The organism is Pedococcus sp. 2YAF34, from assembly GCF_052114585.1.
In the GTDB taxonomy this organism is placed as follows: Bacteria; Actinomycetota; Actinomycetes; order Actinomycetales; family Dermatophilaceae; genus Pedococcus.
The window spans coordinates 33498-47245 of sequence record NZ_JBFRFA010000034.1; the positions used below are offsets into that span (position 1 = coordinate 33498).

General features: G+C 70.9%; 12 protein-coding genes. 1 reads left to right on the forward strand and 11 read right to left on the reverse strand.

Annotated features, from left to right (window positions below; genetic code table 11):
• Positions 1–12 precede the first annotated feature (12 nt).
• The 5 genes from AB4Z02_RS15505 to AB4Z02_RS15525 form a co-directional block, all read right to left on the reverse strand.
• A complete protein-coding gene (locus AB4Z02_RS15505) occupies positions 13–2217 on the reverse strand; it encodes a S9 family peptidase (protein WP_441972027.1) in 2205 nt (734 codons plus the stop codon).
• 22 nt (positions 2218–2239) lie between these two features.
• Positions 2240–5845 carry a DNA polymerase III subunit alpha gene (gene dnaE / locus AB4Z02_RS15510; protein WP_056883838.1) on the reverse strand — a complete coding sequence of 1202 codons (3606 nt, stop codon included), beginning with the start codon at positions 5843–5845 and terminating at the stop codon, positions 2240–2242.
• 102 nt (positions 5846–5947) lie between these two features.
• Positions 5948–6871 carry an RluA family pseudouridine synthase gene (locus AB4Z02_RS15515; RefSeq protein WP_441972029.1) on the reverse strand — a complete coding sequence of 308 codons (924 nt, stop codon included), beginning with the start codon at positions 6869–6871 and terminating at the stop codon, positions 5948–5950.
• A complete protein-coding gene (gene lspA, locus AB4Z02_RS15520; protein WP_056883837.1) occupies positions 6864–7520 on the reverse strand; it encodes a signal peptidase II in 657 nt (218 codons plus the stop codon). The genes AB4Z02_RS15515 and lspA overlap by 8 nt, the downstream gene beginning before the upstream one ends.
• Positions 7493–8041: a TraR/DksA family transcriptional regulator gene (locus tag AB4Z02_RS15525; protein WP_235531449.1), complete on the reverse strand. Its 549-nt coding sequence runs from the start codon at positions 8039–8041 to the stop codon at positions 7493–7495. Before AB4Z02_RS15525 ends, lspA begins: the two co-directional genes overlap by 28 nt.
• Here AB4Z02_RS15525 and AB4Z02_RS15530 point away from each other — a divergent pair.
• Positions 8004–8351: a hypothetical protein gene (locus AB4Z02_RS15530; RefSeq protein ID WP_235531448.1), complete on the forward strand. Its 348-nt coding sequence runs from the start codon at positions 8004–8006 to the stop codon at positions 8349–8351. The genes AB4Z02_RS15525 and AB4Z02_RS15530 overlap by 38 nt on opposite strands.
• A gap of 83 nt (positions 8352–8434) precedes the next feature.
• Here the strand turns inward: AB4Z02_RS15530 and AB4Z02_RS15535 are convergent, their stop codons facing one another.
• From AB4Z02_RS15535 to ftsZ, 6 genes are all read right to left on the reverse strand, one after another.
• Positions 8435–9775 carry a DivIVA domain-containing protein gene (locus tag AB4Z02_RS15535; RefSeq protein WP_441972032.1) on the reverse strand — a complete coding sequence of 447 codons (1341 nt, stop codon included), beginning with the start codon at positions 9773–9775 and terminating at the stop codon, positions 8435–8437.
• A gap of 106 nt (positions 9776–9881) precedes the next feature.
• Positions 9882–10169 carry a YggT family protein gene (locus tag AB4Z02_RS15540; RefSeq protein WP_056883834.1) on the reverse strand — a complete coding sequence of 96 codons (288 nt, stop codon included), beginning with the start codon at positions 10167–10169 and terminating at the stop codon, positions 9882–9884.
• Between the two features lie 89 nt (positions 10170–10258).
• Positions 10259–10747, reverse strand: a complete 489-nt coding sequence (locus AB4Z02_RS15545) for a cell division protein SepF (RefSeq protein WP_056883833.1) — start codon at positions 10745–10747, stop codon at positions 10259–10261.
• Positions 10748–10822: 75 nt separating this feature from the next.
• Complete coding sequence (locus AB4Z02_RS15550; RefSeq protein WP_441972034.1) at positions 10823–11527, reverse strand: YggS family pyridoxal phosphate-dependent enzyme; 705 nt, start codon at positions 11525–11527, stop codon at positions 10823–10825.
• A complete protein-coding gene (gene pgeF / locus AB4Z02_RS15555; RefSeq protein WP_441972036.1) occupies positions 11524–12249 on the reverse strand; it encodes a peptidoglycan editing factor PgeF in 726 nt (241 codons plus the stop codon). The genes AB4Z02_RS15550 and pgeF overlap by 4 nt, the downstream gene beginning before the upstream one ends.
• A 101-nt stretch (positions 12250–12350) precedes the next feature.
• On the reverse strand, positions 12351–13610 hold the full coding sequence (ftsZ, locus tag AB4Z02_RS15560; protein WP_056883830.1) for a cell division protein FtsZ: 1260 nt from the start codon (positions 13608–13610) through the stop codon (positions 12351–12353).
• Between the last annotated feature and the right edge of the window lie 138 nt (positions 13611–13748).

Consider the following 13748-nt stretch of genomic DNA (forward strand, 5'->3'; position numbering starts at 1 on the left):
GGTGACCGCTGGTCAGCGGGCAATTTGGGTGGAGTCCTGCACGGGTGCGGCTTCCACCTCGGTTGCCCCGACCTGGCTGATGAGGAACGCCCACTCCCACGCCACCTGCCGCCAGGAGTCGTAGCGGCCGCTCTTGCCGCCGTGGCCCGCGACCATCTCGGTGCGCAGCAGCACCGGGCGCTCCACCGGGTCGCTCGTGGTGTGCTCGCGCAGCCGGGCCACCCACTTGGCCGGCTCGGTGAAGTAGACACGCGTGTCGTTGAGCGACGTGGTCGCCAGCACCGCCGGGTAGGCCGCGTCCCGCACGTTCTCGTAGGGCGAGTAGGACTTCATGTACGCGTAGACGTCGGGGTCGTGCAGGGGGTCGCCCCACTCCTCCCACTCCACGACGGTCAGCGGCAGGCTCGGGTCGAGGATGGTCGTCAGCGCGTCGACGAACGGCACGGCCGCGTGGACCGCGCGGAACCGCTCGGGGGCGAGGTTGACGGCGGCCCCGATGAGCAGGCCACCGGCCGAGCCGCCCTCGGCGACCAGCCGGTCCGGGTGGACCCAGCCGGCCTCGACCAGGTGGTTCGCGCAGTCGACGAAGTCGGTGAAGGTGTTCTTCTTCTGCAGCAGCTTGCCGTCGTCGTACCAGCGGCGCCCGAGCTCCCCGCCGCCGCGCACGTGCGCGATGGCGTAGACGAAGCCGCGCTGCAGCAGCGACAGCCGGGCGACGGAGAAGTAGGGGTCCGAGGAGAGCTCGTAGGACCCGTACGCCGCCAGCATGCCCGGGCGGGTGCCGTCGGGGGTCGCGCCGGCGGGGTGGACGATGGAGACCGGCACGCGGGTGCCGTCGGCCGCCGTGGCCCACTCGCGCCGCTGCTCGTACTGCGACGGGTCGTAGCCCCCGAGGACGGGTTGCCGCTTGAGCACGGTGTACTCGCGGGTGCGGACGTCGTAGTCCATGACGGTGCGCGGGGTGACCATCGACTCGAAGACGACCTGCAGGGCGGTGGTGGCGCTCTCGGGGTTCTCGCCGAGGCCGACCGAGTAGACCGGCTCGTCGAAGACCAGGTCGTGGCTCGCGCCGTAGCCGGACCCGCTCGAGGGGTCGCGGTCGAGCACGCGCAGGGCGGTCAGGCCGTCGCGGCGCAGCGACAGGACGGCGACGTCGTCGAACGCCTCCACGCCCTGGAACCGCTCCCCCGGCGCCGAGGCCATGAGCGGCTGCCACTGGTCGGCGGACGTGGCGTCCAGCGGGGCCCAGGCGAGGTCGGAGTCGACGTGGTCGGCGTTGTGGACGATGAGCAGGCGGTCCGGGCCCGGCTCGACGTCGTACTCGACGCCCTCCCGGCGCGGCGCCACCACCCTCGGGGTCCCCGTGGGGTCGGCAGCGTCGAGCAGCATGACCTCCGAGGTCGTCTTGGACCCCAGGCCGACCATGATCCAGCGGTCGTCGCGGGAGGACCCCAGGCCCATCCAGAAGCGCTCGTCGTCCTCCTGGTGCACCAGCACGTCGGCCTCCGTGGGGCCGCCGACCTCGTGCCGCCACACCTGGTGCGGGCGCCAGGTCTCGTCGACCCGCGTGTAGAACAGGTAGCGGCCGTCGAGGGAGAACACGCAACCGTACCCGACCTCGCGCACCGCGGTGTCGACGACGTCCCCGGTGGTGAGGTCCTTGACGCGCAGGGCGAAGCGCTCGTCGCCCTCGGTGTCCACGGCATACGCGAGCAGGCGGTGGTCGGGGCTGACGGACAGGGCGCCGAGGGCGAAGAAGTCGTGGCCGCGGGCCTCGAGGTTGCCGTCGAGCAGCACCTGCTCGCCCTCGACCTGAGCCTGCGCCTCGGGCATCGGGCGGGGTGCGCCCTCCACGCGCGGGCACCGGCACTCCACGGAGTACTGCGAGCCCTCGTAGCTGCGCGAGTAGTACCACCACGGCCCGCTCGCCACCGGCACCGACAGGTCGGTCTCCTGCGTGCGCGAGCGGATCTCCTCGAAGATCGCGTCGCGCAGGGGCTGGAGGTCGGCCGTGACCGCCTCGGCGTAGGCGTTCTCGGCCTCGAGGTGGCTGACCACCGCCGGGTCGGCCTTGTCGCGCAGCCACTCGTAGGGGTCGACCACCACGTCGCCGTGGTGCTCGCGCGAGGTGTCGCGCCGCGCCGCACGCGGTGGCGTCGGCGACGTGCCGGACGGCGGGGTCGGAGGAGTCGGCGGCGTCACTGCAGGCGTGCTCACGCTGGCACCCTATGCGGTGCGCTCAGCCGGCGAGGCAGCGCGGGCCGAGGATGACCTTGAGGTCGCCGAACAGCGCCTCCGTGGCGTTGACCCGGTAGGCGTCCTCGAGCTTCATGAGCACCGACCGCCCCGGCTGGCTGAGGCGGACGTGCACCTCGGTCTGGCCCGGGTGGGACGACAGCACCGACTTCAGCTCCTCGACCTTGGCCTGGGTCGCCCGGTTGGTGTCCATGGTCACGACCACCGGGCCGCGCGGCCCCTCGGAGATGTCCGGCAGGGTCAGGTCGGAGGCGTAGATCGACGGGGTGTCGTCGCGCCGGTTGACCCGGCCCTTGACCACGACGACGGCGTCGTGGGTCAGGGCGTGCTGGACGGTGAGGTAGGCCGAGGGGAAGAACAGGCACTCGATGGCGCCCTCGAGGTCCTCGACGGTCACGATGGCCCAGAGGTCACCCTTCTTGGTGCGCTTGACCTGCAGGCCGGTGATGAGGCCGGCGATGGTGACGTTGGCGCCCTCGGGCTTGCCGTCCTCACCGGTGAGGCTCGCGATCGAGGTGTCGGCGTGCGAGGCCAGCACGTGCTCGATGCCGAACAGCGGGTGGTCGGAGACGTAGAGGCCGAGCATCTCGCGCTCGAACTGCAGCAGCGTCTTCTTGTCCCACTCCACGCCCGGGATGGGTGGCAGCACCGAGAAGTCGACCGACTCCCCCGCGCCCGCGTCGCCACCGAAGGACCCGAAGAGCGAGTCCTGGCCGATGGCCTCCTGGCGCTTGATGTCGACGAAGTTGTCGACGTAGTCCTCGTGGACGCGCAGGAGGCCCTGGCGCGACTCCTGCAGGCCGTCGAACGCCCCGGCCTTGATGAGCGACTCGATGGTGCGCTTGTTGCACACGACGATCGGGCACTTGGACAGGAAGTCCTTGAAGGACGTGAACCGGCCCTTCTCCTCACGGGCGGCGATGATCGCCTCGACGACGTTGTGGCCGACGTTGCGGATCGCCTGGAGGCCGAAGCGGATGTCGGTGCCGACGGCGGCGAACCGGCCCACCGAGTCGTTGACGTCCGGCGGCAGGACCTTGATGCCCATGCGCCGGCACTCGCCGAGGTAGAGGGCCGACTTGTCCTTGTCGTCGCCGACGCTGGTGAGCAGCGCGGCCATGTACTCGGCCGGGTAGTTGGCCTTGAGGTAGCCCGTCCAGTACGACACGAGACCGTAGGCGGCGGTGTGCGCCTTGTTGAACGCGTAGTCGGAGAACGGGACCAGGACGCCCCACAGGGCGGCGATGGAGGCCTCGTTGAACCCCTTGGCCTTCATGCCCTCGGAGAAGGGGACGTACTCGGCGTCGAGCACCTCCTTCTTCTTCTTGCCCATCGCTCGGCGCAGGAGGTCGGCGTTGCCGAGGGTGTAGCCCGCGAGCTTCTGGGCGATCTCCATGACCTGCTCCTGGTAGATCACCAGGCCGTAGGTCGTGCCGAGGATCGGGCCGAGGGCGTCGATCATCTCCTGCTGCAGCTTGCCCTCGAGCTGGGGGTCGAGGGGGGTGAGCGCCTGCTTGCCGTTCTTGCGCAGCGCGAAGTTGGTGTGGGCGTTGACGCCCATCGGGCCGGGCCGGTAGAGCGCGAGCGCCGCCGAGATGTCCTCGAAGTTGTCGGGCTGCATCAGCTTGAGCAGCGTGCGCATGCCGCCGCCGTCGAGCTGGAAGACGCCGAGGGTGTCACCGCGCGAGAGCAGGTCGAACGTCGCCTTGTCGGTCATGTCCTTGGACAGCGCGTCGAGGTCGATGTCCTCGTCGCGGTTGGCCTTGATGTTCTCGATGGCGTCGTCGAGGATCGTGAGGTTGCGCAGGCCGAGGAAGTCCATCTTGACCAGGCCGAGCGACTCGCAGCTCGGGTAGTCGAACTGGGTGATGACCTGGCCGTCCTGCAGCCGCCGCATGATCGGGATGACGTCGATGAGCGGCTCGCTCGACATGATGACGCCGGCCGCGTGGACGCCCCACTGCCGCTTGAGCCCCTCGAGGCCCTTGGCCGTCTCGACGATCTCCTGCAGGTGCGGCTCGGACTCGACGAGGGCCCGGAAGTCGACGCCCTCGTTGTAGCGCTTGTGCTCCTTGTTGTAGATCTCGGACAGGGGCACGCCCTTGCCCATGACGTCCGGCGGCATCGCCTTGGTGAGCTGCTCGCCGACGACGAAGGGGTGGCCCATGACGCGGGCGGCGTCCTTGACGGCCTGCTTGGCCTTGATGGTGCCGTAGGTGACGATCTGCGCGACGCGGTCGGCGCCGTACTTCTCGGTGACGTACTTGATGACCTCACCGCGCCGGCGCTCGTCGAAGTCGACGTCGAAGTCGGGCATCGACATGCGCTCGGGGTTGAGGAACCGCTCGAAGATCAGGCCGTGCGGGACCGGGTCGAGGTCGGTGATCTTCATGGCGTAGGCGCACATGGACCCCGCACCCGAGCCACGGCCCGGGCCCACGCGGATGCCGTTCTTCTTGGCCCAGTTGATGAAGTCGGCGACGACGAGGAAGTAGCCGGCGTAGCCCTTGGAGACGATGACGTCGGTCTCGAACGCGGCCTGCTTGGTGGCGTAGTCGGGCACCCCACCCGGGAACCGCTCCATCAGGCCGCTCTGGACCTCCTTGACGAACCAGCTCTCCTCGTTCTCCCCCGGCGGGCAGGGGAAGCGGGGCATGAAGCGCCCCTCGCCCTCGGTGAAGGAGATGTCGCACATCTCGGCGATGAGCAGGGTGTTGTCGCAGGCCTCGGGCAGCTCGCGCCAGGTGTGGCGCATCTCGGCCGGGCTCTTGAGGTAGAAGTCGTCGGCGTCGAACTTGAAGCGACCCGGGTCCATCATCGTCGAGCCGGACTGCACGCACAGCAGCGCCGAGTGGGCCTTGGCGTCCTCCGGGCTGGAGTAGTGCAGGTCGTTGGTGGCGACCAGCGGCAGCCCGAGCTCGCGGGCGAGGCGCAGGAGGTCCTTCTGGACGCGGCGCTCGATGTCGAGGCCGTGGTCCATGAGCTCGCAGAAGTAGTTCTCGGCGCCGAAGATGTCGCGGAAGTCGCTGGCCGCCTGCATCGCCTCGCGGTACTGGCCCAGGCGCAGGCGGGTCTGGATCTCCCCGGACGGGCAGCCGGTGGTGGCGATGAGCCCCTGGCCGTAGGTGCTGAGCAGCTCGCGGTCCATCCGGGGCCACTTGGCGTAGACCTGGTCGAGGCTGGCGAGGGAGTCGAGCCGGAAGAGGTTGTGCAGGCCGTTGTTGTTCTTGGCCAGCAGCGTCATGTGCGTGTAGGCGCCCGAGCCCGACACGTCGTCGCCCGACTGGGACTCGTCGCCCCACTTCACGCGGGTCTTGTCGGTGCGGTGGGTGCCCGGTGTGACGTAGGCCTCGACGCCGATGATGGGCTTGACGCCCGTGCCCTGCGCCTTCTTCCAGAACTCGTAGGCCCCGAAGACGTAGCCGTGGTCCGTGGTCGCCAGCGCGGGCATCCCCATCTCCGCGGCCCGGGTGAACAGGTCACCGATCCTCGCTGCCCCGTCGAGCATGGAGTACTCGGTGTGGACGTGGAGGTGGACGAACGAGTCGGTGCTGTTCGAGGGGCTCTGGGGGGCGGGCTGCGGGGACATCGAGATGATCCTAAGCCCGCCCACCGACGCCCTTCGGCGTGTCGCCGAGCCGTGTCGCGCGGGGCCGCCGCAACGGTTCCCCGACGACCGGTGGGGTGGGCCTCAGAGCCGGTCGAGCGCCCGCTGGAGGTCCTCGGGGTACGGGCTCTCGAAGGTGACGTACTTCCCCGTACCGGGGTGCTCGAAGCCCAGGCCCACCGCGTGCAGCCACTGCCGCTCCAGCCCCAGCCGGGCGGCCAGGGTGGGGTCGGCGCCGTAGGTCAGGTCGCCCGCGCACGGGTGGCGCATCGCCGCGAAGTGCACCCGGATCTGGTGGGTGCGGCCGGTCTCGAGGTGGATGTCGAGCAGGGACGCCGCCCGGAACGCCTCGATCACCTCGTAGTGGGTCACGCTCGGCTTGCCCTTGTCCATGACCGCAAACTTGTAGTCGTGACCGGGGTGCCGGCCGATGGGGGCGTCGATCGTGCCGACGACCGGGTCCGGCAGACCCTGCACGAGGGCGTGGTAGGTCTTGAGGACGGTGCGGCTGCGGAAGGCCTGCTTGAGGACGCTGTAGGCGTACTCGGACTTGGCGACGACCATGAGCCCGCTGGTGCCCACGTCGAGACGGGACACGATGCCCTGGCGCTCGCTCGCCCCACTCGTGGCGATGCGGTACCCGGCCGCGGCGAGGCCACCGACCACCGTCGGCCCGGTCCAGCCGACGCTCGGGTGGGCGGCCACGCCGACCGGCTTGTCGACCACGACGATGTCGTCGTCGTCGTGGATGATCCCCATGCCCGGGACGGGCTCGGCGATGACCTTGAGGGTGGGGCTGTCCTCGACGCCGGGCAGCAGCACCTCGAGCAGGTCGCCCGCGCTGACCCGGTCGGACTTGCCGACGGAGGCGTGGTTGAGCTGGACGTCGCCGGCCTTCGCGAGGTCGGCCGCCTTCGTGCGCGAGACGCCGAAGAGGCGCGCCAGCGCCGCGTCGACGCGCTCGCCCTCGAGGCCGTCGGGCACGTACAGGGTGCGGGCGTCAGCCACGGGTCCCACCGCCCGTGGTGGAGGCTCCACCCTCGTGGCGGCCGTGGTGGGCGGCCCGCTTGCCGTCGACGCCCACGCCGCGCAGGGCCAGCAGGCCGATGAGGACGGCCGCCGACACGATGGCGATGTCGGCGACGTTGCCGATGAACAGGCCGAAGTAGTCGATGAAGTCGACGACGTGCCCGCGGCCGGGGGCCGGCTCGCGCAGCATGCGGTCGGTGAGGTTGCCGAGCGAGCCGCCGAGCAGCATGCCCAGCGCCCAGGCCCAGCCTCGGCTGCCGATCCGCCGCGCGGTGCGGATGATGAACACCAGCACGCCGAACGCGATGAGCGTCAGCACCCACGTGGCGCCGTCGGCGATGGAGAACGCGGCGCCGGCGTTGCGGATGAGGTTGAGGCGGATGAACTCACCGACGACGTTGACCGGCTCCCCCGGTGTGAGCCGGTCCAGGGCCAGCACCTTGGTGACCTGGTCGGCCACGTAGGCGACCACGGCGACCGTGGCCAGGAGGAGGAACAGCGCGCGCCGGTCGCGCGGGGCGCCGGCTCCGTCGTCGGTTGTGGTCCCCGTGGCCGTACCGGGAGTGGTGTCGTGAGTGGGGGTGGACGCGTCGGCCGCGGTCAGCGGCGCTCCTGCTTCGTCTTGCATGTCACGCATAGGGTCGCACGAGGAGCGGCCTGAAGGCGAAGTTTGCCGATGGGGTTGCCGCACGACTCGCAGATGCCGTAGGTGCCGTTGTCGAGGCGCTCGAGGGCGTGCAGGTTCTGGTCGAGCATGTCGCGGGCGTTGTTGGCCAGCGAGATCTCCTGCTCACGCTCGTAGGTCTTGGCCCCGGCGTCGGCCTGGTCGTCGCCTGCGCCGTCACCCGCATCGCGCATCAGGCCCACGAGGTCGGCCTCGGCGACGGTGATCTCCTGGCGCAGGTGGGCGATGTCGGCCTGGATCTCCGACCGCACCTCGCGCAGCTCCTTGGCGGTCCACGGCGACTCGTCGTCGCGCACGACCAGCGAGGCGGGGCTCGCCTTCTTCGTCGCAGCGGTCTTCCTGGCCGGCGCGGCCTTGGTCGCCGGAGCCGTCTTCGTGGCAGTGGCCTTCTTCGCGGGCGCGGCCTTGGTCGCCGGAGCCGTCTTCGTGGCAGTGGCCTTCTTCGCGGGCGCGGCCTTCTTCACCGCAGCAGCCTTCGCTGGGGCGGCCTTGGTGGCAGAAGGCTTGGCGGCAGGCGCGGCCTTCTTCGCGGGCGCAGCCTTAGTGGGCGCAGCCTTCGCGGGCGCAGCCTTCTTCGCCGGGGCGGCCTTGGTGGCAGAAGGCTTGGCGGCAGGCGCAGCCTTCTTCGCGGGCGCAGCCTTCGTGACAGAGGACTTGGCAGCGGGCGCAGCCTTCTTCGCCGACGCGGCCTTCGTGGCAGGGGCGGCCTTGGTCGTGGCTTTGGTGGTGGCCTTGGTCGTGGCGGACTTCGACGCGGTGGCTCTCGCCTTTTGAACCATGGTGTGCCAGGCCCCTCGGTCGCAGGGCGCCCCGGGGGGGCGCGGTCAGGTGCCGCGAGGATAAGCGCTGGACGGCGACTACTCAACGCCAACACACCACGGCCCCCCCGCCGCGGGCGCAGGGGGAACGCCGGAGGGCGCCCACCGCGATGCGGTGGGCTGCTCGCCCTGCTCCTGCTCGCCGTGCTGCTCCTGCTCGCCCTGGTCACCCCGGTCACCTTCGGCACCGTCGGCGTCCTCGAGGGTGGAGCCCTCCGGCGCCAGGCCGGTCTGGTCGAGGTCGGCGAGCTGCTCCTCGATGTAGTTCTTCAGGCGCGCACGGTAGTCGCGCTCGAAGGTCCGCAGCTCGTCGATCTTCTTCTCCAGCAGGCTGCGCTCGCGGCCGAGCTCCTCGAGGATCTGCGCCTTCTTCTGCTGCGCCTCGTGGACCATGCCGGTCGAGCGCTCGCGCGCCTCGGTGATGAGCTGCTCGTGCCGCGAGGTGGCCTCGGCGATGAGCTCGTCGTGGCGGGTCTGGCCGGTGGACAGCAGCTCGTCGTGGCGGCTCTGGCCGGTGGAGACCAGCTCGTCGTGGCGGCTCTGGCCTTCGGTGACGAGGTCGTCGTGCCGGCTCTGGGCCTCGGAGATGAGCCGGTCGCGGGTGGACTCGCCCTGGCCGACGTGCTCGTCGTGCAGTCGCTGCGCCATCTCGAGCAGGGCCGCGGCGCTGCCGCCACCACCGACGGCTGCGGCGGCCACGGGGACCGCGGCGCCCTGCGCCGGCTCGCCCTGCTGGGCCTCGCCGCGGACGACGGTCGCCTGCTCCTGCGCCTGGCGCCGCGCCTCCTCCACCTCCCGCTGGGCCTGCTCCTGCACCTCGAGGGCGCGGGCCTCGGCCTCCTCGGCGCGGGCGCGAGCCTCGTCGGCCTGCCGCTGCGCCTCGGCGAGGGCCTGCTCGACCTCCTGCGCTCGGGCCTGCTCCGCACCGGCGTGGGTCTCGACCTGCTGCTGGGCGTCGCCGATGCGCGCCTGCGCGGCCTGCTCCGCCTCCGCGGCCCGGGCCTGGGCGACCTGCTCGGCCTCCTCGGCCTTGGCGTTCGCCTCGGCGATCCTGGCCTCGGCCGCCTGCTCGGCCTCGGCTGTCTTCGCCTCGATCGCCTTGATGCGCTCCTGCACCTTGGCCTGCGCGTCCTCGAGCGCCTTGGCCTCGGCCTCCTGGGACGACTTGGCGTCCGCGTCGCTCTTGGCGACGACCGGCATGCCCTTGCTCTGACGGCACTCGTTGAGCTGGTCCCGCAGGTCGTCGGACTCCTTGACGATACGGCGCATCTCGGCGACGACCTCGTCGAGGAAGTCGTCCACCTCGCGCTCGTCGTAGCCACGACGGAACTGCGTGGGAGTGAAGTTCTTGTTGAGGACGTCCTCAGGCGTGAGCGTCATGTAGTCACCTCGGTTGGCAGGCATGAGCAGAGCAGGTCAAGCATCCCAGAGACTGGGTCGGTGCCAGCCTAGAGGATGGCGCCGGGCCCGCAGGATGGGGAGCGGGCTACAGGATGCCCATCAGGATGCTGGTGCCGAAGAAGAGGATCAGGAAGGCCAGGTCGAGCCTCAGCGCGCCCAGCTGGAGCGGCGGGATGAGCCGGCGCAGGGCCTTGAGCGGCGGGTCGGTGACCGTGTAGATCGCCTCGGCGATGACGAGGATGACGCCCTTGGGCCGCCAGTCGCGGGCGAACACCTGGACCCAGTCGAGCACCAGCCGCCCGATGAGCACGACGAAGAAGACGAACACCACGAAGCGGATGACGTCGGCGACGATGCTGGTCCCCAGGATCATGGGGTCACCCTGCCATGACGGGGACGCGGAGCGGGACCAGGGGCCGGATGAGGGCGGGCCGGGGGGGGCTCGGCCCGACCCTGACGGGGTCAGCTCTGGTTGAACAGGCCGCGCGTGGAAGGCGCCGGGGCGCCCTCCTCGGCCGAGACCTCGACGTGGGCGGGCGAGAGCAGGAACACCTTGGAGGTGACGCGCTCGATCTGGCCGTGCAGGCCGAAGACCAGTCCAGCGGCGAAGTCCACGAGCCGCTTGGCGTCGGCGTCGTCCATGTCGGAGAGGTTCATGATGACGGGGGTGCCGTCACGGAAGCTCTCGCCGATGTTCTTGGCCTCGTTGTAGGTGCGCGGGTGGATCGTGGTGATCCGGTTGAGGGCGCCGACCTCGACGTCGCGGACGACACGGGCGACCGGGGTCCGCTGCGGCAGGGGCGTCACGGCGGCGGAACGCTCGACGGGGGCCTCGTGGCGCTCCTGGCGCTGCTGGGGCTCGTCGTAGTCGTACTCGTCGTACCCCTCGTAGCGCTCGTCCTCCTCGGCAAGCCCGAGGTAGACCATCGTCTTGCGCAGCGCCCCAGCCATTGAGAGCTCCCTTGGTGTCCAGAAAGTGTGTGGTGACACGTGCGGGTCCTGCCGTGTCCGTGCTCGGGACCGAAGTTACCGGTGTGGCTGTCGAGTTCCGAGGATTGCGCTCCCGACACGCAGGTGTGTCGCTCCGTGGGTGATGGCCGCCTCGAGGTCGCCGCTCATCCCGGCCGAGACCCACGTGGCATCCGGCTGCCTGTCACGTACGGCGCCGGCCACCTCGCGCAGCTGCGCGAAGGCGGGTGCCGGGTCGGCTCCCAGCGGCGCGACGGCCATGACCCCCCGCAGGCGCAGGTGCTCGCTGTCAGCGACCAGGCCGGCGAGCTCGACCGCACCCTCGGGCGCCACTCCCCCGCGCCCCCTCGCCTCGTCGAGGTTGACCTGCACCAGCACGTCGAGGGCTCGTCCTGCCGAGGCCGCGGCCGACTCCAGGGCGTGCACGAGCTTGGGGCGGTCGACGGACTGCACGACGTCGGCGTAGCGCACGACCGACGCGGCCTTCTTCGACTGCAGCTGGCCGATGAAGTGGACCCGCAGGTCGTCCCGCCGGGCGACGTCGCGCAGCTTGGCCGACACCTCCTGGTCGCGGTTCTCGCCGATGTCGGTGATGCCGAGGTCTGCCAGGAGGTCGACGTCGGCGGCCGGGAAGAACTTCGTCACCGCGACGAGGGTCAGCTCGCCGGGGTCGCGACCGGCCCCCTCGCAGGCCCGGGCGATGCGGTCACGGACTGCCGCCAGGTTGCGCTCGAGCTCGGCACGCCGCTCCTGGTCGCTCACGACGCCGCCAGGACCACGACACCGGCGAACCTGCCGGTGCGGCCGTCGCGACGGTAGGAGTACAGGCGCTCGTCCTCGCGTGCACAGCCCGGGACCCATTGCACCGCAACGTCGTTCGCGTGCAGCTGTGCCACCACCCCGGAGGCGACGTCCACCGCCGCCGTGCCTGTCCACGACACCGCCGCCGACTCGGGCGAGACCGCCGCAGCCGCGTCACGCATCTGCGGCGGGACCTCGTAGCAGCGACCGCACACCGAGGGGCCCACCACGGCAGCGATCTCCTGGGCGCCCAGCTCCCGCATGCGCGCGACCGCGGTGTCGACGATGCGCGAGGTCATGCCCGGCCTGCCTGCGTGCACGGCGCCGACCACACCTGCAGCGGGGTCGGCGAGGAGCACCGGGGTGCAGTCGGCCACCAGCGCCGCCAGCGCGACCCCCGGGGTCGCCGTGACGACACCGTCGGCGCGCGGCGCGCCGGCGCCGTCCCACGGCCCGTCCACGACGACGACCTCGTTGCCGTGGCACTGCTGGAGGAACAGCAGGTGGCCCCGGTCGACTCCCATGGCCTCGGCGACCCGGGTGCGGTTGGTCTCCACCGCCTGCGGGTCGTCACCCACGTGGCCACCGAGGTTGAGCGACCCGAACTCCCCAGCGCTCACACCACCCTCACGGTCGGTGAACCCCCAGTGGACCGGTCCCGACTGACCACGCGCGAAGAACACGGACCCAACCTAGTCCGCCCCCGAGGACGGTTGCGCCCGGGCACGCGAAGGGCGCCGGACCCCAGGGGGATCCGGCGCCCTTCGGCACGAGTCGGTGCTGGCTACTTGAGGAAGTCCGGCACGTCGAGGTCGTCGCCCTCGTCGAACGTCACCGTCCGCGGCGGGCGGCCGGCCGGCTCGCGCGGAGCAGTCGGCTCCTGTGCAGGCGCCTGGGCAGGAGCCTGCGTCTGGGCCGGTGCCTGCGCCGGCGCCTGGGCGGGCGCCGGCTGCGACGGCTGGAACATCGGGTTGGGCTGCTGGCGGACCTGCTGCGGCTGGGCCTGGCCGGCGGGAGCGGCAGCGGGCTGCTGCTGCGCCGGACGGGACGAGCCCTGGATCTGCCCGATGGCCCGGTCGTTGTCGCGCTTGAGGGGCGCCCCTCCGTCGAACCCGGCGGCGATCACGGTCACCCGCACCTCGTCACCGAGGGCGTCGTCGATGACGGCACCGAAGATGATGTTGGCCTCGGGGTGGGCGGCCTCCTGGACGAGGCGGGCCGCCTCGTTGATCTCGAACAGGCCGAGGTCGCTGCCACCCTGGATGGACAGCAGCACACCGTGGGCGCCGTCGATGCTGGCCTCGAGCAGTGGGCTGGAGATGGCGAGCTCGGCGGCCTGGACCGCGCGGTCGTCGCCGCGGGAGGACCCGATACCCATCAGGGCCGAGCCCGCACCCTGCATCACCGACTTCACGTCGGCGAAGTCGAGGTTGATCAGGCCGGGGGTGGTGATGAGGTCGGTGATGCCCTGGACACCGGAGAGCAGCACCTGGTCGGCGGACCGGAACGCGTCGAGCATCGACACGGCGCGGTCGCTGATCGACAGCAGCCGGTCGTTGGGGATGACGATGAGGGTGTCGACCTCCTCGCGGAGGTTGCCGATGCCGGTCTCGGCCTGGTTGGCGCGGCGACGGCCCTCGAAGGTGAACGGGCGCGTCACGACACCGATGGTCAGGGCGCCGAGGCCCTTGGCGATCTTGGCGACGACCGGGGCGCCACCGGTGCCGGTGCCGCCACCCTCGCCGGCGGTGACGAAGACCATGTCGGCCCCCTTGAGGACCTCCTCGATCTCCTCGGCGTGGTCCTCGGCAGCCTTCTTGCCGACCTCGGGGTCGGCTCCGGCGCCCAGCCCGCGGGTCAGCTCGCGACCGACGTCGAGCTTCACGTCGGCGTCGCTCATGAGCAACGCCTGCGCGTCGGTGTTGATGGCGATGAACTCCACGCCCTTGAGGCCGACCTCGATCATGCGGTTGATGGCGTTGACGCCACCTCCGCCGATGCCGACGACCTTGATGACGGCCAAGTAGTTCTGCGGTGCTGCCACGGCGGTGGGCCTCTCCTGAATGCGGTGCTGGTGTCTAGACGTCAAGTCGAGGGTTAGACTTATGTCAACTTTCCGGTGCCGCCGACGCTATGCGTTGGGTGGGAGGCAGGCAACGAGGCATGCCGCGTGTCGCAGCAC

What these genes read in the sequence shown, in the direction of transcription:
- dnaE (WP_056883838.1), bottom strand. Translation starts at nt 5,845, where the DNA reads ATGTCCCCGCAGCCCGCCCCCCAGAGCCCCTCGAACAGCACCGACTCG.
- lspA (WP_056883837.1), bottom strand. Translation starts at nt 7,520, where the DNA reads ATGCAAGACGAAGCAGGAGCGCCGCTGACCGCGGCCGACGCGTCCACC.
- AB4Z02_RS15535 (WP_441972032.1), bottom strand. Translation starts at nt 9,775, where the DNA reads ATGACGCTCACGCCTGAGGACGTCCTCAACAAGAACTTCACTCCCACG.
- AB4Z02_RS15540 (WP_056883834.1), bottom strand. Translation starts at nt 10,169, where the DNA reads ATGATCCTGGGGACCAGCATCGTCGCCGACGTCATCCGCTTCGTGGTG.
- AB4Z02_RS15545 (WP_056883833.1), bottom strand. Translation starts at nt 10,747, where the DNA reads ATGGCTGGGGCGCTGCGCAAGACGATGGTCTACCTCGGGCTTGCCGAG.